Consider the following 22,926-nt stretch of genomic DNA (forward strand, 5'->3'; position numbering starts at 1 on the left):
CCAATGCTGCTACTGACCGACGAGCATGTGCGAAGCCTCACGCAGATGTCCGACCTCGTCAGCGCCATCCGCGAGGGCTACCGCACGCAGGCCCGCGGCGGTGCGCAACTGCCGGATCGCATCAACCTGGAGTCGACGCCCGGATTCTTCCGGCTGATGCCGGGCGTATCGGCCGGCACCGGCTTGATGGGATTCAAGGTTTTCAACCAGGTCTCCGAAGGTGGGGTCCAGTACCTGATCGGCCTGTTCGACGAGCTGACCGGTGAGTTGCTCGCTCAACTGGACGGGGCATACCTCACCGCTGCCCGGACCGGCGCGACCACGGGCGTGGCCGCCGGTCTTCTCGCGCCGCGGACCGCCGTCGAGATCGGGGTCATCGGATCCGGGTTGGAGGCCGAGACGAACCTCGAGGGCGTGTTCGCCGCCCTCGAGGTGAAACGGGTACGGGTCTTCAGCCCGAACCCGCAGCGGCGGAATGCATTCGTCGAGCGGATGGCCGCACGCCTCGACGTGGAGGTCGTCCCGGTATCCGATCCGGCCGAGGCCGCCGCCGCACCGGTCGTCGTGGTCGCCACCAACACCGGTGCCGGAACAGGACGTATCGCCCTCGAGGGCAAGTGGCTCGCGCCCGGGACCACGGTGCTGTCGATCGGTTCCACCATGCCCTCGTTGCGGGAGATCGACACCGACGTCGTCGACCGGGCCGCACTCGTGGTCAGCGACGCTCCCGAACAGGCCCGTATGGAGTCCGGGGATCTGCTCGCGGCCGACGAGAAGGGGCTCCTCGACGGCAAGATCGTGACACTCGCGGACCTCGCCATCGGCAATGTGCCCGCCCACGACGCAGACGCGATCACCGTGTTCAAGTCGGTCGGCACCGCCTTGCAGGACCTGGTCGCGGCCAAGGTGATCTACGACAGGGCCGTGCAGAACGGAATCGGGACGTCGGTGGACCTGCTGCGCACCAAGAAGCCCGCGGGGGCGTGAGCACCGTGGCGAATTGGGCCGAGCGAGTGGCGGTCGTGACCGGTGGCGGCAGCGGAATCGGACGCGCTGTCGCCACCCGTCTGGCCGACGACGGATACGCGGTCGCGGTGATCGACGCCAACGACGTGGGCGCCAAGCGTACGGCCGAGATCGTCTCCGGGACGGGCGGGCGCAGCACCGCCTACGCGGCGGATATCACCGACGAGGAGCGTGTCCGCACGGTGGTCGGCGAGATCACGTCCGACCTGGGAGAGATCGACGTCCTGGTCAATGCCGCCGGCATCTTCGACCAGAACCTGGATTTCGACGAGCTCACCTCCGCCACCTGGGAACGGGTCCTGCGCGTCAACGTCCTGGGTACCGCGAATGTGATGCGGGAGGTCGGAACGCTCATGGTCGAACGCGGCCGCGGCGCGATCGTCAACATCGCCTCGTCGGCCGGGCTCGTGCCCCGCGGCGGCGGGTCCGCCTACATCGCCTCGAAATACGCGGTCGTCGGCCTGACCCTGAAAATCGCTGCGGAGTACGCCGGTCGCGGGGTGCGTGTCAATGCCGTCGCTCCTGGGTGGATTCCCACCGACCTGTTCACCACCAGCGCGGCAGCACTGCGGCGAGCCGGGGGATCCGTCCCCGACGACCCCTCACCCGTCGGGGGGAACATCCCGATGAACCGACCCGGAGATGCACAGGAGGTCGCGGCCGGAGTGTCGTTCCTCGCCTCCGCCGCAGCCGGCTACATCACCGGTGTCGTCCTGCCGATCGACGGCGGATACCTCGTCGGCTGACCGGCCGCTGTGCCGTGCCGGGCGCACCACTCGAGAAAGAACGAACAATGTTGTCACCAAACAATTTTCAACCGCGAGCAGTCGCGGACGACACCAACAGTGAGGTGTAGTCATGCATGTCACCGCAGATGCCGGCAGGTGCCGTGGTTACGGTAGCTGCATGCTCGAAGCCCCCGAGGTCTTCGATCTGGACGAAGACGAGAACAAGGTGATCCTGCTGCAGGAAAGCCCGCCCGAGTCCTTGCATACGAAGACCGACAGGGCGATTCGATCCTGCCCCGCCAAGGCGTTGGGAACCCGTGATGAGTAGGTTCGAGCGGATCGTCGTGGTCGGCGGTTCCCTCGCCGGCATGAACGTGATCCAGGAATTGCGGCGCCTGGGAAACTCCGGCGGCATCACCCTCATTGGCGAAGAGAAGGTGCGATCACCCTACGACCGCACCGAACTCTCGAAGAAGTTGCTCACCGGCTCGAGTGATCCGGACGATCTCTACTTGCTGACCGAGGAGGAGATCGACGAACTCGACCTCGATCTTCGCCTGGGCCGCCGGGCGACGTCGCTGTCGCTCGACCCGTCGCGGCACACTGTCACGCTCGACGACGGCACGGTTCTCGAATTCGACGCGCTGGTCGTGGCCACCGGCTCGCGGGCTCGGCGCCCCGCCTTCATGGGGCACCTCGCGGGTGTCCACGTTCTCCGGACGCTGCCGGACGCCCTCGCACTCAGAACCGAGTTGAACAGTGCCCGAGACGTTGTCGTCGTCGGTGCCGGGTTCATCGGTGCCGAGGTGGCGGCGAGCGTGCGCACCCGCGGACAGTCGGTGACCCTGGTCGATCCGCAACCGACCCCCTTGGGAACCGTCCTCGGGGCAATCGTCGGCTCTCACTTCGCGGATCTGCACACGAGTCACGGCACCGACCTCGAACTCGGGGTGGGCGTCCAGGAACTCATGGGAGACGGGCGGGTCAACGGGGTCAGGCTCACCGACGGACGAATTCTCCCCGCCGATCTGGTCGTGGTCGGGGTCGGCGGTGCTCCGGTGACCGAATGGCTCGACGGTTCAGGCGTGGAGGTCGACAACGGGGTTCTCTGCGACGACGGCGGGCACACCAACGTGCCCGGCATCTACGCTGTCGGTGACGCCGCCCGTTGGTACTCGGACTACTTCGGTGCGCAGGTGCGCAGCGAGCACTGGAACAACGCCACGCTGCAGGCGACGGTCGTCGCGGAGAATCTCATCGCCGGAACGAAACGGTCGACGCTGTCTGCTGTCCCCAGTTTCTGGTCCGACCAGTTTCGCAAGCGCACTCAGATGGTGGGCTGCCCTCTCCCCACGGATCAGGTGCGCTTCATGAGCGGGGCGCCGGGGGAGGAGAGGTTTGTCGCACTGTACGGCCGCGACGACCGGGTGACGGGTGTCGTGTCGTTCAACTCGCCTCGAGGCCTGAGCAAGTACCAGCACCTCGTCACCGCCCGAGCGTCGTGGTCCGAGGCAATCGGCTCGGCCTAGACCATCACTGAAAATGATAGTGGCCATCGGGACGCGTTGAACCCATCCATCTCCCCAATTGTCGTGGAGGCGGATAGATTCGGGATGCCGGCAGAGACCTGGGTCACAGGATCTGACTCTCGGGTCGCCGTAATTGCCGAACTGTCACCAAGCGAGAGCTTCGTATCGTATTGCGCTCTCTCCCAATCTCACCCGCGGTTGCCTCGAAGGCAATGTGCCCGATGGAAGGAACCCCATTGTCGACTATTGACGGTAGAGACGGCGACGTCTACCAGGCCAGATGGCGAATGCTCGCTCTGCTCGTCCTCGGCTACGTCAGCCTGACGTTGAACTGGTTCAACATCGCGTCGGCCTTCACCCCCATCAGCGAGGACCTCGGCGTGAGCTTCGAGCAGCTCGCCATGCTGATCGCGCTGTTCGTGCTCGGCTACGGGGTCGCCCACGTCCCGGGCGGCATCATCGCGGCCCGACTCGGGATGAAGCGCACTCTCGTCCTCGGGATGGTGCTCCAAGGGGCCGGTGCGGCGCTGTCCGGCGTCGCGGTCGGCTTCCTCGACCTCGCCCTGTACCGAGTGATCGCCGGCGTCGGCGCGTCCATCTTCATCGCCGTCGCCGTCGCCGCGGTCAGTGTGTGGTTTCGTGATCACGAGATCAACCTCGCGCTGGGCATCGCGTGCGGTGCCGCATTCAGTACCGGTGTCGCGCTGGGTCTGTATGCGTGCATCTACGTGACCGACCTCGCGGGATGGCGCGGCATGCTCGCGATCTGCGGCATCGTCAATATCGTCTTGGCGGCGGCGGTGGCCGTGTGGTTCCACACCCCGCGCGGCGTCAGCGGACTCCACGGCGGCCGGATCAGCCGCGCCGGCCTGATCCGGGCACTGGTCGACAAGCAGCTGTGGATCTACGGCATCGCCATGCTCGGCGTGTACGGCGCCTACTTCACCGCATCGCAGCTGTTCAGCGAGTACGCGGTCGCGCAACGCGGCTTCACACCCGGCCAGGGCGGTATGCTCGGCGCGATCCTGGCCCTCGCGGGAATCCCCGGCAGCCTGGTCGGTGGCAAGGTCGCGGACCTGGTCCGCAACTACCGATCCGTCATCGTCGTTCCCCTCCTGCTGATGGGGGCACTGATCGCCGCGATCCCCGTCGCCCCCGATGCCCTGCTGTGGTTCATCTCCTTCGCGATCGGATTCCTTTTCGTCTTCAGCTACCCGGCCTGGCTGGGTGTGCCCGCGGACCTGTCGAAGATCGATCCCGAACAGGTCGGCACCGCGGTCGGCGTGATGCTCACCCTCGCGGCGGTCGGCGGATTCATCGTCCCCGTGGTCTTCGGGCACATCGTCCCCGATCACGGTTTCGCGGCCGGTTGGATTGCTGTCGCGGCGATCTCGGTGCTCACCGCCCTCGTGGGTCTGCTGGGCAGGAAGCGAGCCGCCGAGCCGGTCGACGAAGACCGCAAACTCACAGTCGGCTGACTGTGCACCTACCACATCCCCTGTCGCGCTGTGAGATCCAGAGTGCGACCGACCGAAAGAAATGAGGAAGTAAGCAGATGAGCAGAATCATCGACATCTCCATGGTCACCGACGGTGACCCCACCCTCGAGGGCAAAGGCGTCATCTTCGAGCCGCACTCGCTCGGCGCCGAATGGAACCAGGAAAACTACGACATCGACCCGAATCACTGGCCCACGCCCGGTGCCGCGTTCGCGGTCGAACATATCGACATGAACTCGCACACCGGCACGCACATGGACGCACCGTGGCACTTCGGCCCGGTGATGGCGGACGGGTCGAAGCCGAAGACCATCGAAGAGTGGCCCATCGAGCGATGCATGGGTGACGGAGTCGTCATCGACATCAGTGATGCCGAAGACGGCGCGGAGGTCTCCCTCGAGGAAATTCAGCAGAAGCTGAAGGACATGAACTACACCATCAAGCCGGGCGACATCGTCCTCACGATGACCGGAAACGACAAGTACTGGGGGAAGCCGGAGTACACCACCCGTGGTGGCGGACCCAGCCGTGAGGCGCTCAAATGGATCCTCGAACAGGGCGTGACGGTCGTGGGAACGGACGCCTGGAGCTACGACCGTCCGTACGCCGCATGGGCCGCCGACTACCACAAGCACGGCAAAGACCCGAAGTACCTGTGGCCCTGCCACCTCCTCGGCCTCGAAATCGAATACGCGCACATCGAGAAGCTCGCCAACCTCGACCAGCTGCCCCCGCACGGTTTCAAGGTCATCGCGCTGCCCATCAAGATCGCCGGCGGCACAGCCGGATTCGTCCGGGCCGTCGCCATCGTCGACGAGGACTGACCAATGACCACTGTCGGCGAAGATGTGAAGTACGTGACCGTTCCCGGCCTGCAGGCCGATGCCGCCTGGCACTGGGCAGCGGAAGCCGGGAATCTGGTGTTCACCTCGGGAGCGGTGCCGCACGACGAGTCCGGTGACATCGGTGAGGACCTCTCGGCTGGGGCACAGGCGGACCGGGCGTTCGCGAACCTCGAGCGTGCCCTGCAGGCTGCGGGCAGTTCGATGGACCGCATCGTCAAGATCACCGGGTACCTGACCGACCCGGAGTCCCTCCCGGAGATTCGTACTGTCCGCGACAAGTGGATTCCGAACCGTCCGCCGTCGACGTTCGTGTACGTAGCCGGTCTCGTGGATCCCCGGATGCTGATCGAGTTCGAGGCGATTGCCGTCAAGAGCTAGAGGCTGCCGGTAGGCCTTCTCCTCGGCGCCGAGGAGAAGACCTACCGGTTTCGCCAGCCCATCAGCTGGGAAAGCGATTGGGCGAGTCCGAGGACCTCGTGAAGAACGAGATCCCGCGGCGGCATCTGTTCGCGGTAATTGGCGATCGATACCGATGCCGTCACCTCGCCTGCGGCGTTCCGGATCGGCGCTGCAATCCCACATGTAGCAGTGGTGACATCCCGGTCGCTGGTGGCGTAGCCATCGGCCACGATCTGCTTCAGCTTGGCCCGCAACTCGGCGGGTTCCGTGATCGTGTACTCGGTGAACGAACGCAGCGGCTCCTGGACATAGGTGTCGATGAACTCGTCGGGGCAGTATGCGAGCAGCACCAATCCGCGGGCTCCCGTGTGGAGGGGATAGGCGCGGTACGTATTCGCATAGGACAGGGTGGGAACGGGAATGCGGGGCTCGACGCTGGCAATGGCCACCGACGAATGCCCGTCACGCTCGGCGATCTGAACGAATCCGTTGATCCGGTCGGCGGCCGTCCGCATCAACGGTTCGCTCGTCGTGAAAAGGGGATGATCGCCGAGGTAGGCGGAGCCGATGGCGAACATCCGGCGACCGACGTAGTGCAGTCCGGTTGTGTCGTCGCGCCTGACGAAGCCCTTGTCACGAAGGTAGGTCAGTGTGCGGTGCGCAGTTGCCCATTTCGCTCCGGTGGCTTCGGCTAGTTCTTTCGCGCGCATCGGCTGTTCCGCGAGCAATTCGAGCATGTGCATTCCACGATCCATGCTCTGCATCGTGGAAATCTCGGACTTTTTCTCGGGCTCGTGCGCGCTGCTCACGCCCAAAATATACCACGGCCCGTTTTCGAAATGGATTCCGGTTCAACCAGACAGGGATTATTCGACCTCGTGAATTATCCCCATGAAGCGCGGCGCTGTACGCGAGGAAAGGGGCGAAGAATTGAAGCCGGTAGTCCGTAAGGGGTCGACCAGGTCGTCGACCGGTTCGAGGGCGAGATCGTGTCGGGACGGTGGGCGGTCGGAAGTCGGATTCCGACCGGACTGAGCGCGGTGTCTCCGGAGGATATCGAATCCATCCGGAAAAGGAATATTGAATGGGCGGCGTCCACGGAGACCGCATATTCGGGGCCGGACGCCGGCGATATACTTTCCCGGACAAATGTCGTGAGTACCCGGAACCTTGCGGCCGGTAAGTTATTCGCTGCATTACCGTCACAGTTGCTCGGCCAGCCGGCGAATGCCGTGGCGAAGCCATCGGTGACCGGGATCGTCGGAATGGCGCGGATGCCAGTACATCATCTCGGTGATCGGGGCCAACGAAACCGGCGGCTCGAGCAGTCGAATGCCGGCGCTGCGGTGAAGTGCTCGCGCCAGGCGCTCGTACAGCACCGCCACCATCTCCGTTCCTTCCAGCAGGAATGGGGCGGCGACGTAACTGGTCGTCGACGCTTCGATGCGAAAGGGCAATGAGATTTCGTCGAACTGGGTCTCGGCGAAGGACGGCGGGATTCCGCCGGTGGCGGACAGGTGCGGAAACGCGCTGAACTGCTCCCGCGACATCGTCTCGCCCACAACGGGATGGTCCGCGGCGACCACACAGACGTGCCGGTCCATGAAGAGGGGGGCGCTGGCGTAAGCGGTTCCGACGTGTCCCACGATCTCGCGTGGGATGATCACGAGATCAGCCCGCGCCTCGAGCAGCGGATCGAAGTAATTCGTTTGTGGCGGAGCGATATTGATCCGCACGTTCGGCGCTTCGCCGGCAGCCGCCCTGACGAACGAGCGGAGTAGGACGAGCGTGACATAGTCACTCGCGTGGATGGTGAACGTGCGGGTGTCACTCGCCGCGTCGAACGGTGCACGCACGGTCACCAGCGTCTCGATCGATCCGAGTATGTCGTGGACCAGGTACGTGAGGGACTCCGCGAGCGGTGTCAGCGTCATCGACGACCCGTCGCGGACGAGCAGGGGATCGTTGAAGAGTTTTCGCAATCGCGACAATGTGCCACTCATCGCCGGTTGCCCGACCGAGAGTTGCTTCGCAGCGCGAGAGACGCTCCTCTCCGACAGGAGGGCGTCCAGGCCGACGAGAAGGTTCAGATCAATTCGGTTCAGTTTCATTCGCATCTCTCGTCACCTCTCCGGACGTCGCCGGCGGTCGATCATCAGTCGAAATGATACCTCTCATCGGCAAGACGTGACCAGCACGATCTCGCTAAAGCGGCTGTGCCTCGGTATCTTTGGGATTGCCGAGCGGGCCGATCGGTACCGCTGCCCGCAACAATCCGAAGATGTCGTCCGTGGCCCGCTTCTTCCAGCCGGCCGGACACGTCCTATCCGACTTTCGATGGAGTTGTCATGACTGTAAGGGATGGTTGGGCGGTACTGGACACCACGTCCGCGACCGCGGTCGGTGTCAGACGGGCGGGAGATGTCATCGACACGGTGGATCGCCGCTCGTACCTGCACGCCGGCCCGCAGGTGGAGCCCGGCGAGGTAGTGGGTCCGATGAGAGGTGCGATTCTCGGGGCACTGGTGCTCGAGGGTGAGGCTCCCGATCTCGCGGCCGCCGGTGAATTGTTCGACGCGGGGAAGATCGATCTGCGGCCGTGTCACTCGGCATCCGCTGTCGGGGCGATGGCAGGCGTCATTTCTCCCAGCACTCCCGTGGTGGTGGTGGAGGGAGACGACGGGCACAACGCGTTCGCGCCGTTGAACGAAGGGCTCGGTCGAGCACTCCGGTTCGGTGCCAACGATGCCGCTGTGCTCGAGCGGCTGCGGTGGATGAGTACCGTCATGACGCCGGTTCTCGACGACGCGTTGCGGGCGGTGGACGGTATCGACATCACCGCATTGCAGTCGGAAGGCCTTCGGCGCGGCGACGAATGCCACAATCGGAACGTGGCGTCGACGGCGGCGCTGACCATCAGGCTCGCGCCCGCCGTGGTCGAGCACGCCCCGGACTCGGGGACCGCCGCGGCAATCCTCGATTTCCTCGCCGGCAATCCCCACACCTTCCTGTCTTTCTCGATGGCGGCAGCGAAGCTCGTCGCGGATGCCGCCCACCGCTGTGGAACCCGGGGGTTGGTGACAGCGATCGCGGGAAACGGCCGGCGGATGGGGATTCGCGTCAGTGGCCTCGACTCGTGGATCACGGCATCCGCGCCCGTAGGAGATCCGAAGCTGTTCGAGGGCTATACCGTCGACGATGCCTGCCCGATGATGGGTGATTCGCTCGTGACCGAGGTGATCGGGCTCGGCGCCTTCGCTCTGTCGGCGGCCCCCGCCATCAGTTCCTATATCGGGGGAAGCCCCAGCGTGCTCCAGGACTATGTGTCCGAGATGCGTCAGATCACCCGAGGGGGTAGTAGTCGGTTCCTGATTCCCGGCGAGGGCTTCCGTGGCACACCGATGGGAATCGACGTCGAAGCGGTAGCGCGTACGGGAATTTCCCCGGTGGTCAACAACGGATTCGCTCACCGAGATGCGGGGATCGGACAGGTCGGCGCGGGAATCACCAGGCTCCCCATAGAGCCGTTCGTAGCCGCGCACAACGCCTTGCTGGATCTGGGAGCAGGCGATTGGCTGACGTCAGCGGGAAGCCGGTGGGGTGAATGATCTGGGCGAGGCCTGCCAACGCTCTGCGCCACGTCGAGAAGCTCGACGCGCGAGTCACTCGCATCGTCGCGGGATTCGCTGCAAGCGACGTCTTCTGGTCGTCCGGTTGTGATCCGAGAAGGTTCCCCACCAATTCGGCGGGATCTCTGGTCGTGCCCCACATGTTGTGGGACATGAGCAATGGCGACGTCGTCGCGATCGACGACGTCGAGGTCGGATACGGCGGAGCGGCCCCGGGACGTGCCTTCTCCCTGCTCAGCGAGCTGGGTCTGAGCGATCCGGTGGCACGCGGGATTGCCTATTCACGAAGGTCGCTGACCCGGCTGGGATGCGACGGCCGCACGGTGCTGCAGTCGATCGCCCATTCGGATTGGCCAGGATTTCGATTGCACACTCCGACCAGGATCGGGACAGCGTGGGTTCTGCGTGTCACGGCGGACAATCTCGAGGACCGGCTGCGACCGGTTGGCGCACCAGCGGTGCGACCATCGACGGGCAGGATCGCCGCGATGATCGCGGACGAACTGGACCGCGACGATCTGCCCGGATGGGCTCGAGGTTCTCGGATCGCGCGGTACCTCCCCTCCCGCGATGCCGCGCGGAACGCAGGTTTCGTCGATCGGAGTGATCGGAATTCGCCTGCTCCGGATCGAAGCAGGGCGTATCAGTTGATCGTGGAGCAGGGAAGTCTGCAGTTGTGGTTCGAACTTCCGGACCAGCAGGGCGCCGGTGGGCAGCTGCCCCGGGACGCGTACGTCTTGATGCGGAATCTGCGGATTCCGAGGCCGAGTGGCGAGAGTGTCGTGGCAGACGATGATCGGCTTCGGTACGGCTACCGCTGACTCCGGGGCGGACGAACTCGCGGCTCCGTCCGGCCGATCGTCCCGATACTCACAACACCCGATGCATGTCCATTCACGAAGGAAGGTCGTCCATGGCGGAGCCGCTGTACTACCGCAGCGCGACGGAGCTGTCTCAGCTGATGCGTGCAGGAGAGCTCTCGGCGCGAGAAACCGTGTCGGCGCATCTCGAGCGCATCGATGAGGTCAACCCCGACGTCAACGCCATCGTGACGTACCTTCCGGAAGCTGCGATGGAGCAGGCGGCAGCCGCCGATCAACGGTTTGCATCCGGCGGGTGGGACGGCCCGCTCCACGGAATTCCCGTCGCCCACAAAGATAACCACCTCACCATGGGAGTCCGGACAACCTTCGGTTCCCGGATCCACGAGCACTACGTGCCCGAACTCGACGATCTCGTCGTGGAACGGATGAAGGCCGCGGGCGTCGTCACGCTGGGCAAGACCAATGTTCCCGAGTTCGTCGCAGGTGGTCATACCTTCAACGACCTTTTCGGTGCGACGCGCAATCCCTACGACCTCGCCGTGACCGCGGGCGGTTCATCGGGAGGTGCTGCCGCAGCTCTCGCCGCCGGCATGCACCCCATCGCGGACGGCAACGACATGGGCGGGTCGCTTCGACTCCCGGCTGGGTACTGCAATGTCGTCGGATTACGCCCGAGTGCCGGGCGGGTGCCCACCTACCCTGCGTCCGACGGCTGGTGCGGGCTGTCCGTTCAAGGGCCGATGGCACGCTGCGTCGACGACGTTGCGCTGCTGCTGTCGGTGATGGCCGGTCCGGATGGCCGGTCTCCCCTCAGCCTGGAGGAGCCCGGATCCCGATTTGCAACTGTCGCCGCAGACGGCCTTCGAGGTCGAAGAATCGCATTTTCCGTCGATCTTGGCGGAACCATTCCGGTGGACCCGGAGGTTCGCCGAGTCGTCGAACGCGCTGCGCACACGTGCCGGGAGGCAGGCGCGATCGTCGAGGAAGCATGCATCAGCTTCGACGGCGCGGGCGAGTGCTTCAGGACTCTGCGTGCGTGGCAGTTCGAAGCTGCGCTGGGTGATCTGTTCGACGCGAATCGGGAGTGGGTTCGGCCCAGCCTGTACGAGAACATGCTTGCCGGGCGACGACTCTCCGGTCGAGACGTCGGTCGCGCTGCGCGGCTCAGGACGGAACTCTTCCATCGCATGCGAGAGTTTCTGGAAACGTACGACGGTCTGCTTCTCCCGGTGTCGCCCCTCCCGGCGTTCGACGTCGACCTGCAGTATCCCGCCTCGGTGTGTGGCGTACAGCAACCGGATTACCTCGGCTGGATGGAGTCCGCGTGCCACGTCACCGTGACCGGCCACCCGGTCATCTCTCTACCGGCGGGCTTCAGCGAAGCGGGGACACCACTGGGGATCCAGCTGGTCGGGCGACACCGCGCGGAGGACCAATTGCTCGATATGGCGAAGGATTTCGAGCAGCGGACGCGGCACGCGTGGACTCGCCCCCGATCGGGCGCGTCCGTCGATCACCGGCCCGGCGACGAGCAGCGGGACTGACGATTCGAACGCAGGTTCGCACCGGTCTGGCGGGCCCAGGGCACGACGGCGTCGACGGACGCTACGAGACATGCACAGATGTAGCGTTCGAGTTCGCCCCCCGCACTGCTCAGATGCAGAAACTGATGCTGGCCGACCCCAGTGGCAGGTTAAGGCAGACGGCGATCGAACCGACTGCCGGGGTCGGTGACGGCGCGGCCGGCGCCGCGACAGCTGCGGGAGCAGCCAGAGTACCGAGCGACAGGGTCAATGCGATTGCGGCGAGTGTGGTGGCAATTCTGCTAGACATTGTGAAGGTCCTTGACTGAGTTACTGCGAGCCGGAGGTGACTCCTCTACAATCGTCCACCGATGTGATCTAGGTCACAACCCCGGTTCGTACTTCAGCGCAGCTCGTACCGGATCTGCGGACGGCCGGCCCTGCCGTACTCGGTGTGCCGGGTGAGCACCCCGTCGTCGGCGAGACGTTCGAGATACCGCCAGGCCGTCACCCGGGAGACCCCGATGCTGGCCGCCACCTCGGCCGCCGTCAGCGGTCCGGCAGCGTCACGGACGCACGCCGAAACGTGGTCGAGCGTCTGTGGTGCAACGCCTTTCGGGGATGCAGCGCGCTCGTCGGAGGTGCGTAGCGCGGACATCGCCCGATCGATGTCGTGCTGACTCAGTGCGTTGCTTCCGGCAGGCAGGGCGTCGCGGAATTCCCGGTACCGCTCGAGTTTGTCGCGGAACGCCGCGAACGTGAACGGCTTCAGGAGATACAACGCGATTCCGCGCGCCACGGCGGTGCGGACCATCTCCAGGTCGCGGGCCGAGGTCACGGCGATCACGTCGGGACTCGGTCGCACGCCGCTCAGTGCCGCCGCGACGTCGAGGCCGCTGGCATCCGGCAGGCCGATGTCGAGGAGGACGAGGTCGATGGGGTCGTCGCTGCCGTTCGCCGCGGCGACCGCCCGCATGGCGCCGTTGCCGTCGTGAACGACGGTGTGCACCGAAAAGCCCGGAATGCGTTCCACATACGCCCGATGGGCCTCGGCGATGAGTGGTTCGTCCTCGACGATCATCACGCGGATCACGAGGCGGCCCCCCCGATCGGGATCTCGACGACGACCATCGATCCGAGTGACGGCTCCGTGTGGATCGTCCCGCCGTGCCGGGCCACCACCTGGGCCACCAACGCCAGTCCGAGCCCGCGCTGACCCGACTTGGTGGAGTAGCCGCGCGTGACCGCCTTGTCGAGTTCGTCGGCGGGAATGCCGGGTCCGCTGTCGGCCACCCGCACCACCATCGTCGAATCCTCTTGACGGACGGTCACTTCCACCCACGCATCCTCTCCGGGGGATTCCATCGCGCCGCGGGCGGCGTCGATCGCGTTGTCCACGAGATTACCCACCAGCGTCACGAGTTCACGCGCACTGAGCGGCGCCACGGGCCCGAGAGCGGTGTCCTCGGTGACGGTCAGGTCGACTCCCCGCTCGGCGGCCACCCCAACCTTGCCGAGCAGCAGTGCGGCCAGGGCGGGTTCGTGCACCGCCGTCATCAAGCGGTCGATCAGTTCCTGCGACAACCGCAGATCCTCGGTGGCGAACGCGATCGCGTCGTCGTAGCGGCCCAGTTCGACCATCGTGATGATCGTGTGCAGTCGGTTTGCCGATTCGTGCGCCTGTGACCGCAGCGATTCCGCGAAGCCGCGCACGGAGTCGAGTTCGCCCATGATGCTTTGCAATTCCGTGCGATCACGCAGTGTCAGCACGGTCCCGAGACGCTGCCCCTCCCACGTCACGGGTTCCCGGCTGACGAGCAGCACGCGGTCGGGGGTCACGTGCACCTCGTCCCGGGAATCGTCGTCCTGCGACTGCCGCAGCGACTCCGGCAGCGCGGCCAGCGGGACGGGGCCCTCGGGGAGATCGAGGAGGCGGCGCGCTTCGTCGTTCACCACTTCGGCATTCGCGGTGTCACCGCTGTCGCGGCCGAGCACCACCAGGCCCTCACCGATCGAGTGCAGGACGGCGTCGTGATGCTCGTACATCTGCCGCAGCTCGTCCGGGGCCATCCCCAGCGTCTGACGGCGCAGGCGCCTGCTCAGCAGGAACGAACCTGCCGCCGACACCGCCAGACCGATCGCGGCGACCGCGAAGATGGTCGGCAGGCTCGCGGCGAACTGGTCGCCGATCTTCGCCCGGGTGACGCCGACGGACACCAGGCCCGCGATCCGGTCGCCGTCGTACACCGGTGTCACCGCCCGGATCGATGGTCCCAGCGAACCGGCGTACGTCTCCGTGAACGTCTCCCCGCGGAGCGCGCGCTCGATGTTCCCGGAGAACACGCCGCCGATCAGCTCCGGGTTGGTGTGGGTGAAGCGGATGCCCGCGGGCGTCATCACGACGATGAAATCGGTGCCGGTCGCGGCGCGGATCTGCTCGGTCTGAGGCTGGAGAACGGCCGTCGGGTCGGGGGACCGCAATGCCTCGACGGTGCCGTCCGACAGCGCGAGTGTGGTCGCGACGGCCGTGACGGCGCGCCGGGTGGTCTCGTCGCTGTCGCGACGCTGGTCGACGATGGCCAGCGCGGTCCCGGCGCCGATGACCAGCACCAACACGACGAGCTGCAGGAGGAAGAGCTGCCTCGCGACGCTCATGGGCCGTCTCGGCGGATGGTGCGGCAATGCATTTCTCCTGAACGTAATGAACACAAACTTCTCCAGCCAAGCGATCGCTTAGAAGATTCTTCCAAGACGTGATCGCGGTCACTCACCGGCCTCACCGATCAGCTTGCCACTCGAATTGGAGGACAATCCCATGAGTACTGCGACAGGGAAGACCAAGAAGCGCGACCGGACACACTGGTTGTACATGGGGGTCATCGTCGCCGTCGTCGCGGGCATCCTCGTCGGGTGGCTGGCTCCGGGAGTCGGCAAGTCGCTCGGCGTGCTCGGCACGATGTTCGTCGATCTGATCAAGATGATGATCAGCCCGGTCATCTTCTGCACGATCGTGCTCGGCATCGGATCGGTGAAGGCCGCCGCCAAGGTGGGCAAGGTCGGCGGACTCGCCCTCACTTACTTCATCGGCATGTCCACGGTCGCGCTCGGCATCGGTCTGCTGGTCGGCAACCTGCTCGACCCGGGCACCGGCCTGAACATCAGCGCCGACACCGCAAGCACGGGTGCGGCGCTCGCCGAGAAGGCCCACGGAGCCGGCGGCACCATGGACTTCCTCCAGTCGATCATCCCCACGTCGCTGATGTCCGCGCTGACCGAGGGAAGCGTCCTGCAGACCCTGTTCGTCGCGCTGCTCGTCGGCTTCGGACTGCAGGCCCTGGGCAAGCAGGGTGAGCCGATCCTGCGTGCAGTCGGCTCCGTCCAGAAGCTCGTCTTCAAGATCCTGTCGATGATCCTGTGGCTCGCCCCGATCGGTGCGTTCGGTGCCATCGCGAACGTCGTCGGCCAGACCGGCCTCGGCGCCGTCGTCCAGCTCGCCACGCTCATGCTCGGCTTCTACCTCACCTGCCTGATCTTCGTGTTCGGTGTCCTCGGATCCGTGCTCCGCGTCGTCGCAGGCGTCTCGATCTTCAAGCTGGTCCGGTACCTGGCCCGGGAGTACCTGCTGATCTTCGCCACGTCCTCCTCCGAGTCGGCCCTGCCCCGCCTGATCGCGAAGATGGAACACGTCGGCGTCGAGCGCACCACCGTCGGTGTCGTCGTCCCCACCGGCTACTCGTTCAACCTCGACGGCACGGCGATCTACCTGACCATGGCGTCGATCTTCATCGCCGACGCAATGGGCCAGCCGCTGTCCTTCCCCGAGCAGCTGTCGCTGCTGGTGTTTATGATCATCGCGTCCAAGGGTGCTGCCGGAGTCAGCGGCGCCGGGCTCGCCACCCTCGCCGGCGGCCTGCAGAGCCACCGTCCCGAACTGCTCGACGGCGTCGGCCTCATCGTCGGTATCGACCGGTTCATGTCCGAGGCCCGCGCGGTCACAAACTTCTCCGGCAACGCCGTCGCCACCCTGCTCGTCGGTTCCTGGACGAACACGATCGACAACGACCGCGTCCGCACCGTCCTCGACGGCAAGCTCCCCTTCGACGAGTCGACGATGGTCGACGATGGCCACGGCGAGGTCGTCGAAGAGCAGGCCACGGAGACCCCTGCCGCCGACGAGCCGAAGGTACTCGTGAAGAGCTGACACCCACTCCGAAGTAAACCTCTGTGCGCCCGGGCGATTCGAAGCCTGGGCGCACAGAGGTTTGTTGGCTACGTTGGTGCGCATGACGACACCTGTTCAGAACATCGGTATCAACACACTCGGCGGCACCCCGACCTCCCTCGGCGAATACGACGGTCGCGCCGTCCTCGTGGTGAACGTCGCCTCGAAGTGTGGACTGACCCCGCAGTACAAGGGCCTCGAGAAGCTCGCCACCGACTACGCCGACCGCGGCCTGACCGTGATCGGCGTCCCGTGCAACCAGTTCATGGGGCAAGAGCCCGGCACCGCCGAAGAGATCGAGACCTTCTGCTCCACCACCTACGGCGTCACGTTCCCGCTGCTCGAGAAGATCGAGGTGAACGGTGAGAACCGGCACCCGCTGTACGAGGAACTGACCAAGGCCGCCGACGCCGAGGGCGCCGCGGGCGACATCCAGTGGAACTTCGAGAAGTTCCTCGTCGCACCCGACGGCACCGTCGTCAAGCGGTTCCGTCCCCGCACCGAGCCCGAGGCGCCCGAGGTCGTCGAGGCCATCGAGGCGGTCCTGCCGAAGTAGGCGGCTTCGCCGCCCGTGCGCCTTTCTGGTAGCTCCGACTACCAGAAAGGCGCACGAGCTTTGCCTCGTGTTCACGTTCACCTGTCACGCTGGGGCCCATGACCAGACAGCTGATCGTGTCGGTGTCGGGGATCAAGGACGAGACGCGCGACTTCGCCGCCGTGTTCGCCGAGGAGATGGATGCGCGCGGCGTGCCGCTGTCGCTGCTCGTCGCCCCGCGTCTGAAAGACAAGTACCGCCTGGTCAACGACCCCGCGACGCAGGACTGGCTCCGCGCGCGCCGATCCCGCGGCGACGCCGTCGTCCTGCACGGATACGACCAGGCCGCCACCAAGCGCCGTCGGGCCGAGTTCGCCGCGCTGCCCGAGCACGAGGCGCGGCTGCGACTGCTCGCGGCCGACCGGGTGATGGAACAGACCGGGCTGCGCACCAGACTGTTCGCCCCGCCCCGCTGGCTGGCGTCGCAGGGCGCCGTCGCGGCACTGCCGTCCGCCGGGTTCCGGCTGCTCGCCGGGATGACCGCCATCCACGACCTCGAACGCGGGACGTCGGTGCGGTCGCGGGTGCTGGGGATCGGGGAGGGGTTCCGGGCCGAACCGTGGTGGTGCCGGGCCCTCGTCCTCGGCTCGGGACGCACCGCCAAACGCGGGGGCGTGGTGCGCCTCGCCGTCACCGCCAAGCAGCTGGGCACGTCGGGACCGCGGCAGGCGATGCTCGACGCCGTCGACCTCGCGCTCTTCCACGACGCGCGGCCCGGCGTGTACCGCTGGGAGCGGCGGATTTCGCAGATCGGTGCCGCCTGACCCACGGGGGCGTCAGGCCACCTCGACGCTCGACTCGCTCGGCATCGTGCGGAACTCGGTGCCCTCGGGCGCCATGTCCGAGTAGCGGCCGTAGAAGATGCCGGTGGCCTCGTTCGCGATGATCGCCTGGTGGATGGGCACCGCGACCCGCGGCGCGACGGCCCGCAGGTAGTCGATGGCCTCGGAGATCTTCAGCCACGGCGCCGCGGCGGGCAGCGCCAGCACGTCGACCTTCTGCTCGGGGACGAACAGGGAGTCGCCGGGGTGCATCAACCGGGCGGGGTTGCCGGCGTCGCCGAGAAGGAACGCCGTGTTGTCGATCACGGGGATGTCGGGGTGGATCACCGCGTGCCTGCCGCCGGTGCCGGTGACGTGCACGTCGCCGATGTCGAACTCGTCGCCGGCGTGCACTCCCGTCCACGCGCCGCCGAGCTGGGCGGCGGTCTGCGGGTCGGAGTACAGCGCCGCGCCGGGGTTCGCCTCGACGAGGGCGGGCAGTCGCTGCTGGTCGACGTGGTCGGGGTGCTGGTGGGTCACGAGGATCGCGTCCAGTCCGGTGATGCCCTCGAATCCGTGCGAGAAGTTGCCCGGATCGAAGAGGATGGTGGAACCGTTCAACTCGACGAGGACGCAGCTGTGGCCGAAGTGAGTCAGTCGCATGAATTCGAGTATGCGCTTGCGTGCATGGCTCGTCCCTTCGTCCGATGCGAACCGCAGGCAGGTAGCCCGGTAAACTTCCGGGTGCCCGGTGTTCCACTCTGGGCTCGCGCACAACAACAAGGAGCAGCACGTGGCCCGTGTCGTCGTCGAAGTCATGCCCAAGGCCGAGATTCTCGACCCCCAGGGGCAGGCCATTGTCGGAGCGCTGCCGCGGCTCGGCTTCGCTGGAGTTTCCGATGTCCGTCAGGGCAAGCGGTTCGAGCTTGAGGTCGACGGCAGTGTCGACGACGCTCAGCTCGAGAAGATCGCCGAGGCCCTGCTGGCCAACACGGTGATCGAGGACTGGACCGTGAGGCGCGTCGAAGCATGAGCGCCCGCGTCGGAGTCATCACTTTCCCCGGCACCCTCGACGACGTCGACGCTGCCCGCGCGGTGACCCTCGCCGGCGGCGAGGCCGTGAGCCTGTGGCACGGCGACGCCGACCTCAAGGGTGTCGACGCCGTCATCGTCCCCGGTGGCTTCTCGTACGGCGACTACCTGCGGTGCGGCGCCATCGCCCGGTTCGCGCCCGTCATGGGCAAGGTCGTGCAGGCCGCGCAGGGCGGTATGCCCGTCCTCGGTATCTGCAACGGTTTCCAGGTGCTGTGTGAAGCGGGCCTCCTGCCCGGCGCGCTCACCCGGAACGAGGGCCTGCACTTCATCTGCCGCGACGAGTGGCTGAAGGTCGAGGCCACGTCGACGGCGTGGACGTCCCGCTACGAGACGGGTGCCGAGATTCTCGTCCCGCTCAAGTCCGGCGAGGGCCGCTACCAGGCGTCGGAGAACGTTCTCGACGAACTCGAGGGTGAGGGCCGCGTGGTGTTCCGCTACGCCGGCGACAACCCGAACGGTTCGCAGCGCGGCATCGCGGGCATCTCCTCGGCCAACGGCCGCGTGGTGGGCCTCATGCCGCACCCCGAGCACGCCACCGAGGCCCTCACCGGCCCCAGTGACGACGGGCTCGGCATGTTCTACTCCGTGCTCGACAGCGTCATCTCCGCCTGATCCGACCGGCGCCGTGCGGGCCTCGGCCACGCACGGCGCCATCAGGCCATGTCTATTTGACGGCGCGGATCACCACGATTTCCTCGAGGGTCTGACCGACCTCGATGAGCCCTCGCCGCTCGAGCATCTCCCGCCGTTCGACGAGGACGGGTCCGAACGGGATCTCGGCCGTCGCGGCGACGTCGACCGTCATATTCTGCTCCTCGAGCATCGTCAGTGTCTTCTCGACTCCGCTCAGGCCGGACTGCGCCAGCAGCAGAACCCCGCCGTCGACGAGAAGGTCGGGGGCCTGGCAGCAGATCCGGTCGAGCAGTGCGCGACCGTTCTTTCCCGCATCCCAGGCGCGCGCCGGACCGCGGTCGGGCACGGTGTCGACGGATGCCGGGACGTACGGCGGATTGGAAACGACGAGCTCGAACCGCTCTTGGCGGACGTGTTCGGTGAGGTCTCCGTGGATCACCCGGATCCGGTGCCCGCGGGCGAGCGCATTGAGCCGAATGCTGATCGCCGCCCGCCTCGACACGTCCACCGCGGTCACCCGGCCCGCACCGGCGGCCGCGGCGGCCATGCTCAGCGCGCCCGTCCCGGCACACAGATCGAGTACCCGGGAGTGGGGACCGAGTCGCTCCGCCGCCAGGACACCGGCCAGCAACTGCGTATCGTGTTGCGGGCGATAGACTCCGGGAAGACGTAGCAGCATCGAAGACTCCTCGGTTGCCGGGCGCATCGGCGTACGCCAACCGAGTGCCACCGGGCGCTCGCCGTGGACGCCGTGCGTCTGATTACCGAACAGTTACCCCACTCGCCGCGGGGCCAATCACGCCGGCGGGTCCGACGGCCGTGGCGGCGATCCGGAAGACGCGCGGAACCCGAGGCGAACTGGCACGATCGACGGGTGACGTACACCGAGCAGTTGCGTGATCTCGCGGCCCGGCACGGGGTTGCGACGTCGTATCAGGGTTGGGACCAGCGGCGTCACGACGTGGGCGACGACACGCTCCGCAGCGTCCTCGCAGCGCTCGACGTCACCGCCGGAACGGAGGACGAGGTGCGGCGCGCCCTGTCCGAGTGCGACGTGGCGCCGTGGCGTCGGATGCTGCCGCCCGTCGTCGTCGGCAGGAACGGATCCGAGACCCGTTTCGTGGTCCACGTTCCGCACGGCGAGGCGGTGGACGTCACGATCGACACGGAGTCGGGCGCGACGGTCCCGGCACGCCAACTCCAGGTGTGGGTCGATCCGCGAGAGGTCGACGGTGTTCTCGTGGGGCGCGCGACGTTCGCCGTGCCCTCCGACGTTCCGTGCGGGTGGCACACGGTCCAGGCGTCCACCTCGGGCACCTCCTCGTCGTGCACGCTCGTGGTGACACCGGCGCGGTTGACCACTTCGGACGCACTGCGCGACCGCAGGCGCTGGGGTGTGCTCACGCAGTTGTACTCGATCCGGTCGCGTCGGTCCTGGGGTGTGGGGGATTTCGGCGACCTTGCGGATCTCGCGTCGATCTTCGGTTCCGTCCACGGCGCCGACTACGTTCTGGTCAATCCACTGCATGCCGCGCAGCCCCGACCGCCGATCGAGGCGTCGCCGTACCTGCCGACCACCCGCCGCTACGTCAACCCGCTGTACATCCGCGTCGAGAATATCCCGGAGACGGCGTACCTCTCGACGCGACGCCATGCGCGGATGCGCGACGCCGCAGCGCGATTCGAGCGGGCGAACGACCGGTCCGACCGGATCGACCGCAACCCGTCGTACCGGGCGAAACTCCGGGTGCTCGAACGGGTCTTCCGGATCGAGCGCAGCCCGAGCAGGCAGCACGCGTTCGAGGAGTTCTGCCGCGTCGAGGGGGACGGGCTGCGGGACTTCGCGACCTGGTGCGCACTCACCGAGAAACTGCCGCCCGACGACCCGCGATGGACGACGAAGGCCGGTGCGCCCGACAGCGACTGGGTGCAGGCACAGCGGCGCAAGCTGACGCCGCGAATCCAGTTCTACTCGTGGCTGCAATGGGTGTGCGACGAGCAGCTTTCCGCCGCACAGGACGCTGCGCGCGCGGCGGGCATGAACATCGGGATCGTGCACGACCTGGCTGTCGGGGTCCAGCGCGGGGGTGCGGACGCGTGGTCGCTGGGAACGGCTCTGGCGGAGGGCATTACCGTCGGCGCTCCTCCCGACGACTTCAATCAGCAGGGCCAGCAGTGGAATCAGCCGCCGTGGCGGCCGGATCGGCTGGCGGAACTGGGGTACGCCCCGTACCGCGACATGCTGCGCACCGTCCTGAAGCACGCGGGCGGGCTGCGGGTCGACCACATCCTGGGACTGTTCCGGCTGTGGTGGATCCCCGCCGACGCGCAGACGCCTGCCGACGGAACGTACGTCACCTACGACCACGAGGCGCTCATCGGGATCCTCGCGCTCGAGGCCGAGCGGGCGGGCGCCGTGGTGATCGGCGAGGACCTCGGGGTGTTCGAGCCCGCGGTGCAGGACTACCTCGCCGAGCGCGGCATCCTGGGGACCTCGATCCTGTGGTTCGAGCACGACGGCGAGCGGCCGACACCGCCGGAGCATTACCGGACCCTGTGCCTGACATCCGTGACCACGCACGATCTTCCGCCGACCGCCGGATACCTCGCCGGCGAACACATCGAATTGCGGTCGCGGCTCGGGCTCCTCGAACGGGATCTCGAACTCGAGAAGGAACACGACGCCCAGCAGCGTGAGGCCGTGCTCCAATTAGCGCGCGACCGCGGGTTGCTGGCGGACGACGCGTCGATACCCGACACCGTGAAGGCGCTGTACCGGCTGATCGCCCGGAGCCCGTCGCTGCTGTCGGGTGTCGCACTGGCCGACCTGGTGGGGGAGTACCGCATCCAGAATCAGCCGGGCACCGACGAGACCCAGTATTCGAACTGGAAGATTCCCCTCGCCGACGCGTCCGGGCGCGCGGTCCACGTCGAGGACCTCACGCACGGCGATTTCGGGTTCGTCGAGGACGCAACCCGCGCTTAGGGCGCGAGGGCGCGCATCGCCAGGTCGACGACGGCGTCCGCGTGCTCGTGGGTGAGGGGATGGGCTCCGGACTGCCAGCGGTAGAACATCGGCGCCATGAACAACTCGAACGCGAGAGCGAGGTCGACGTCGGGTCGCACCTGCCCGGCGTCCTGCGCCGAGCGGAACCGCGTGGCGACGAACTCGAACTGCGGCTGGTAGATCCGTTCGACGATCTGTTCCCTCAGGGCCGGGTCCTGCAGCGATTCGATGGACAGCGCCCGGAACAGCGGTTCGAAATCGGGGGACGTGAACTCGTCGACCGTGGCCCGCAGCACCAGCCTCATGTCGGCGGCGAGGTCGCCGGTGTCGGGCAGGGCCAGGGCCTCCTGGGCGCCGGCCGCGTTCTGTTCGTGCAGGGCGTCCACGACGAGTGCGCCCTTGGACCGCCACCAGCGGTAGATGGTCTGCTTCCCGACCTTGGCGCGTGCGGCAATGCCCTCGATGCTGATCTTCCCGTAGGGCTGTTCGCGGATCAGCTCCTGCGTGGCCTGCAGGATCGCGGCGCGGGACCGTTCGGATCGGCGGGGATTGTCGGCGGACGGCATGAACGGATCCTAGACCAGACGAGACGTATCGTCTTGACTCGTCCG

24 protein-coding genes are annotated in these 22,926 nt (G+C 66.6%); 16 read left to right on the forward strand and 8 right to left on the reverse strand.

The window, feature by feature from the left end:
* The first annotated feature begins 3 nt into the window (after positions 1–3).
* The 7 genes from JWS14_RS26625 to JWS14_RS26655 all read left to right on the forward strand — a co-directional run bounded on the left by JWS14_RS26625 (position 4) and on the right by JWS14_RS26655 (position 6,005).
* Positions 4–987, forward strand: a complete 984-nt coding sequence (locus tag JWS14_RS26625; protein WP_206014772.1) for an ornithine cyclodeaminase family protein — start codon at positions 4–6, stop codon at positions 985–987.
* Complete coding sequence (locus JWS14_RS26630; RefSeq protein WP_095863299.1) at positions 984–1,772, forward strand: SDR family NAD(P)-dependent oxidoreductase; 789 nt, start codon at positions 984–986, stop codon at positions 1,770–1,772. The genes JWS14_RS26625 and JWS14_RS26630 overlap by 4 nt, the downstream gene beginning before the upstream one ends.
* A gap of 112 nt (positions 1,773–1,884) precedes the next feature.
* Positions 1,885–2,082 (forward strand): ferredoxin, encoded by a 198-nt coding sequence (locus JWS14_RS26635; protein WP_072942987.1) that lies wholly within the window; start codon positions 1,885–1,887, stop codon positions 2,080–2,082.
* On the forward strand, positions 2,075–3,283 hold the full coding sequence (locus JWS14_RS26640) for an NAD(P)/FAD-dependent oxidoreductase (RefSeq protein WP_072942989.1): 1,209 nt from the start codon (positions 2,075–2,077) through the stop codon (positions 3,281–3,283). The genes JWS14_RS26635 and JWS14_RS26640 overlap by 8 nt, the downstream gene beginning before the upstream one ends.
* Positions 3,284–3,519: 236 nt before the next feature.
* Complete coding sequence (locus tag JWS14_RS26645; protein ID WP_167372174.1) at positions 3,520–4,761, forward strand: MFS transporter; 1,242 nt, start codon at positions 3,520–3,522, stop codon at positions 4,759–4,761.
* 77 nt (positions 4,762–4,838) lie between these two features.
* Positions 4,839–5,606, forward strand: a complete 768-nt coding sequence (locus JWS14_RS26650) for a cyclase family protein (protein WP_095863300.1) — start codon at positions 4,839–4,841, stop codon at positions 5,604–5,606.
* A 3-nt stretch (positions 5,607–5,609) separates the two neighbouring features.
* Complete coding sequence (locus JWS14_RS26655; protein ID WP_072942993.1) at positions 5,610–6,005, forward strand: RidA family protein; 396 nt, start codon at positions 5,610–5,612, stop codon at positions 6,003–6,005.
* A gap of 41 nt (positions 6,006–6,046) precedes the next feature.
* Here the strand turns inward: JWS14_RS26655 and JWS14_RS26660 are convergent, their stop codons facing one another.
* Both JWS14_RS26660 and JWS14_RS26665 read right to left on the reverse strand, forming a co-directional pair.
* Complete coding sequence (locus tag JWS14_RS26660) at positions 6,047–6,835, reverse strand: IclR family transcriptional regulator (RefSeq protein WP_072942995.1); 789 nt, start codon at positions 6,833–6,835, stop codon at positions 6,047–6,049.
* Between the two features lie 393 nt (positions 6,836–7,228).
* Entirely contained in the window at positions 7,229–8,143 is a 915-nt protein-coding gene (locus tag JWS14_RS26665; protein WP_206014773.1) for a LysR family transcriptional regulator, read from the reverse strand.
* A gap of 231 nt (positions 8,144–8,374) precedes the next feature.
* Here JWS14_RS26665 and JWS14_RS26670 point away from each other — a divergent pair, with 231 nt between their 5' ends.
* The 3 genes from JWS14_RS26670 to JWS14_RS26680 all read left to right on the forward strand — a co-directional run bounded on the left by JWS14_RS26670 (position 8,375) and on the right by JWS14_RS26680 (position 12,023).
* The gene (locus tag JWS14_RS26670; protein WP_206014774.1) at positions 8,375–9,634 is read left to right on the forward strand and encodes a YlbE family protein; all 1,260 of its coding nucleotides are present in this window, start codon (positions 8,375–8,377) and stop codon (positions 9,632–9,634) included.
* 173 nt (positions 9,635–9,807) lie between these two features.
* The gene (locus tag JWS14_RS26675) at positions 9,808–10,476 is read left to right on the forward strand and encodes a hypothetical protein (protein ID WP_206014775.1); all 669 of its coding nucleotides are present in this window, start codon (positions 9,808–9,810) and stop codon (positions 10,474–10,476) included.
* A 92-nt stretch (positions 10,477–10,568) separates the two neighbouring features.
* Positions 10,569–12,023, forward strand: a complete 1,455-nt coding sequence (locus tag JWS14_RS26680) for an amidase (protein WP_206014776.1) — start codon at positions 10,569–10,571, stop codon at positions 12,021–12,023.
* A 109-nt stretch (positions 12,024–12,132) separates the two neighbouring features.
* Here the strand turns inward: JWS14_RS26680 and JWS14_RS26685 are convergent, their stop codons facing one another.
* From JWS14_RS26685 to JWS14_RS26695, 3 genes are all read right to left on the reverse strand, one after another.
* Positions 12,133–12,312 carry a hypothetical protein gene (locus tag JWS14_RS26685; RefSeq protein WP_015888663.1) on the reverse strand — a complete coding sequence of 60 codons (180 nt, stop codon included), beginning with the start codon at positions 12,310–12,312 and terminating at the stop codon, positions 12,133–12,135.
* Positions 12,313–12,405: 93 nt separating this feature from the next.
* Positions 12,406–13,095, reverse strand: coding sequence for a response regulator (locus JWS14_RS26690; RefSeq protein ID WP_095863306.1), 690 nt, complete (start codon positions 13,093–13,095; stop codon positions 12,406–12,408).
* Positions 13,092–14,657, reverse strand: coding sequence for a sensor histidine kinase (locus tag JWS14_RS26695; RefSeq protein ID WP_206014777.1), 1,566 nt, complete (start codon positions 14,655–14,657; stop codon positions 13,092–13,094). Before JWS14_RS26695 ends, JWS14_RS26690 begins: the two co-directional genes overlap by 4 nt.
* A 160-nt stretch (positions 14,658–14,817) precedes the next feature.
* Here JWS14_RS26695 and JWS14_RS26700 point away from each other — a divergent pair, with 160 nt between their 5' ends.
* From JWS14_RS26700 to JWS14_RS26710, 3 genes are all read left to right on the forward strand, one after another.
* Positions 14,818–16,203, forward strand: a complete 1,386-nt coding sequence (locus JWS14_RS26700; RefSeq protein ID WP_072943006.1) for a cation:dicarboxylate symporter family transporter — start codon at positions 14,818–14,820, stop codon at positions 16,201–16,203.
* 82 nt (positions 16,204–16,285) lie between these two features.
* Positions 16,286–16,780 (forward strand): glutathione peroxidase, encoded by a 495-nt coding sequence (locus JWS14_RS26705; protein WP_072943166.1) that lies wholly within the window; start codon positions 16,286–16,288, stop codon positions 16,778–16,780.
* A gap of 98 nt (positions 16,781–16,878) precedes the next feature.
* Positions 16,879–17,583, forward strand: coding sequence for a DUF2334 domain-containing protein (locus JWS14_RS26710; protein ID WP_206014778.1), 705 nt, complete (start codon positions 16,879–16,881; stop codon positions 17,581–17,583).
* A gap of 12 nt (positions 17,584–17,595) precedes the next feature.
* Here the strand turns inward: JWS14_RS26710 and JWS14_RS26715 are convergent, their stop codons facing one another.
* Positions 17,596–18,243 (reverse strand): MBL fold metallo-hydrolase, encoded by a 648-nt coding sequence (locus JWS14_RS26715; RefSeq protein ID WP_005244410.1) that lies wholly within the window; start codon positions 18,241–18,243, stop codon positions 17,596–17,598.
* A gap of 130 nt (positions 18,244–18,373) precedes the next feature.
* Between JWS14_RS26715 and purS the strand changes: the two genes are divergently transcribed.
* The gene (gene purS, locus JWS14_RS26720) at positions 18,374–18,613 is read left to right on the forward strand and encodes a phosphoribosylformylglycinamidine synthase subunit PurS (RefSeq protein WP_005244409.1); all 240 of its coding nucleotides are present in this window, start codon (positions 18,374–18,376) and stop codon (positions 18,611–18,613) included.
* Complete coding sequence (purQ, locus tag JWS14_RS26725; RefSeq protein ID WP_072943009.1) at positions 18,610–19,287, forward strand: phosphoribosylformylglycinamidine synthase subunit PurQ; 678 nt, start codon at positions 18,610–18,612, stop codon at positions 19,285–19,287. The genes purS and purQ overlap by 4 nt, the downstream gene beginning before the upstream one ends.
* A gap of 52 nt (positions 19,288–19,339) precedes the next feature.
* Here purQ and JWS14_RS26730 read toward each other — a convergent pair whose 3' ends face one another.
* Positions 19,340–19,987, reverse strand: coding sequence for a HemK2/MTQ2 family protein methyltransferase (locus JWS14_RS26730; protein WP_206014779.1), 648 nt, complete (start codon positions 19,985–19,987; stop codon positions 19,340–19,342).
* A 195-nt stretch (positions 19,988–20,182) separates the two neighbouring features.
* Here JWS14_RS26730 and malQ point away from each other — a divergent pair, with 195 nt between their 5' ends.
* Positions 20,183–22,294: a 4-alpha-glucanotransferase gene (gene malQ, locus JWS14_RS26735; RefSeq protein ID WP_206014780.1), complete on the forward strand. Its 2,112-nt coding sequence runs from the start codon at positions 20,183–20,185 to the stop codon at positions 22,292–22,294.
* On the opposite strand, the gene JWS14_RS26740 is transcribed toward malQ, so the two are convergent.
* Positions 22,291–22,881 (reverse strand): TetR/AcrR family transcriptional regulator, encoded by a 591-nt coding sequence (locus tag JWS14_RS26740; protein ID WP_095863311.1) that lies wholly within the window; start codon positions 22,879–22,881, stop codon positions 22,291–22,293. The two genes, malQ and JWS14_RS26740, sit on opposite strands and share 4 nt — an antisense overlap.
* Positions 22,882–22,926: the final 45 nt, after the last annotated feature.

Origin of the sequence: Rhodococcus koreensis (genome assembly GCF_017068375.1) — a bacterium.
Lineage (GTDB): Bacteria > Actinomycetota > Actinomycetes > Mycobacteriales > Mycobacteriaceae > Rhodococcus_F > Rhodococcus_F koreensis.

Bases quoted from the DNA above. Each gene is read 5' to 3' on its own strand.
- JWS14_RS26625 (WP_206014772.1), top strand. From the start codon at position 4: ATGCTGCTACTGACCGACGAGCATGTGCGAAGCCTCACGCAGATGTCC.
- JWS14_RS26635 (WP_072942987.1), top strand. From the start codon at position 1,885: ATGCATGTCACCGCAGATGCCGGCAGGTGCCGTGGTTACGGTAGCTGC.
- JWS14_RS26640 (WP_072942989.1), top strand. From the start codon at position 2,075: ATGAGTAGGTTCGAGCGGATCGTCGTGGTCGGCGGTTCCCTCGCCGGC.
- JWS14_RS26650 (WP_095863300.1), top strand. From the start codon at position 4,839: ATGAGCAGAATCATCGACATCTCCATGGTCACCGACGGTGACCCCACC.
- JWS14_RS26655 (WP_072942993.1), top strand. From the start codon at position 5,610: ATGACCACTGTCGGCGAAGATGTGAAGTACGTGACCGTTCCCGGCCTG.
- JWS14_RS26665 (WP_206014773.1), bottom strand. From the start codon at position 8,143: ATGCGAATGAAACTGAACCGAATTGATCTGAACCTTCTCGTCGGCCTG.
- JWS14_RS26670 (WP_206014774.1), top strand. From the start codon at position 8,375: ATGACTGTAAGGGATGGTTGGGCGGTACTGGACACCACGTCCGCGACC.
- JWS14_RS26675 (WP_206014775.1), top strand. From the start codon at position 9,808: ATGAGCAATGGCGACGTCGTCGCGATCGACGACGTCGAGGTCGGATAC.
- JWS14_RS26680 (WP_206014776.1), top strand. From the start codon at position 10,569: ATGGCGGAGCCGCTGTACTACCGCAGCGCGACGGAGCTGTCTCAGCTG.
- JWS14_RS26685 (WP_015888663.1), bottom strand. From the start codon at position 12,312: ATGTCTAGCAGAATTGCCACCACACTCGCCGCAATCGCATTGACCCTG.
- JWS14_RS26695 (WP_206014777.1), bottom strand. From the start codon at position 14,657: ATGAGCGTCGCGAGGCAGCTCTTCCTCCTGCAGCTCGTCGTGTTGGTG.
- JWS14_RS26700 (WP_072943006.1), top strand. From the start codon at position 14,818: ATGAGTACTGCGACAGGGAAGACCAAGAAGCGCGACCGGACACACTGG.
- JWS14_RS26705 (WP_072943166.1), top strand. From the start codon at position 16,286: ATGACGACACCTGTTCAGAACATCGGTATCAACACACTCGGCGGCACC.
- JWS14_RS26710 (WP_206014778.1), top strand. From the start codon at position 16,879: ATGACCAGACAGCTGATCGTGTCGGTGTCGGGGATCAAGGACGAGACG.
- JWS14_RS26715 (WP_005244410.1), bottom strand. From the start codon at position 18,243: ATGCGACTGACTCACTTCGGCCACAGCTGCGTCCTCGTCGAGTTGAAC.
- purQ (WP_072943009.1), top strand. From the start codon at position 18,610: ATGAGCGCCCGCGTCGGAGTCATCACTTTCCCCGGCACCCTCGACGAC.
- JWS14_RS26730 (WP_206014779.1), bottom strand. From the start codon at position 19,987: ATGCTGCTACGTCTTCCCGGAGTCTATCGCCCGCAACACGATACGCAG.
- JWS14_RS26740 (WP_095863311.1), bottom strand. From the start codon at position 22,881: ATGCCGTCCGCCGACAATCCCCGCCGATCCGAACGGTCCCGCGCCGCG.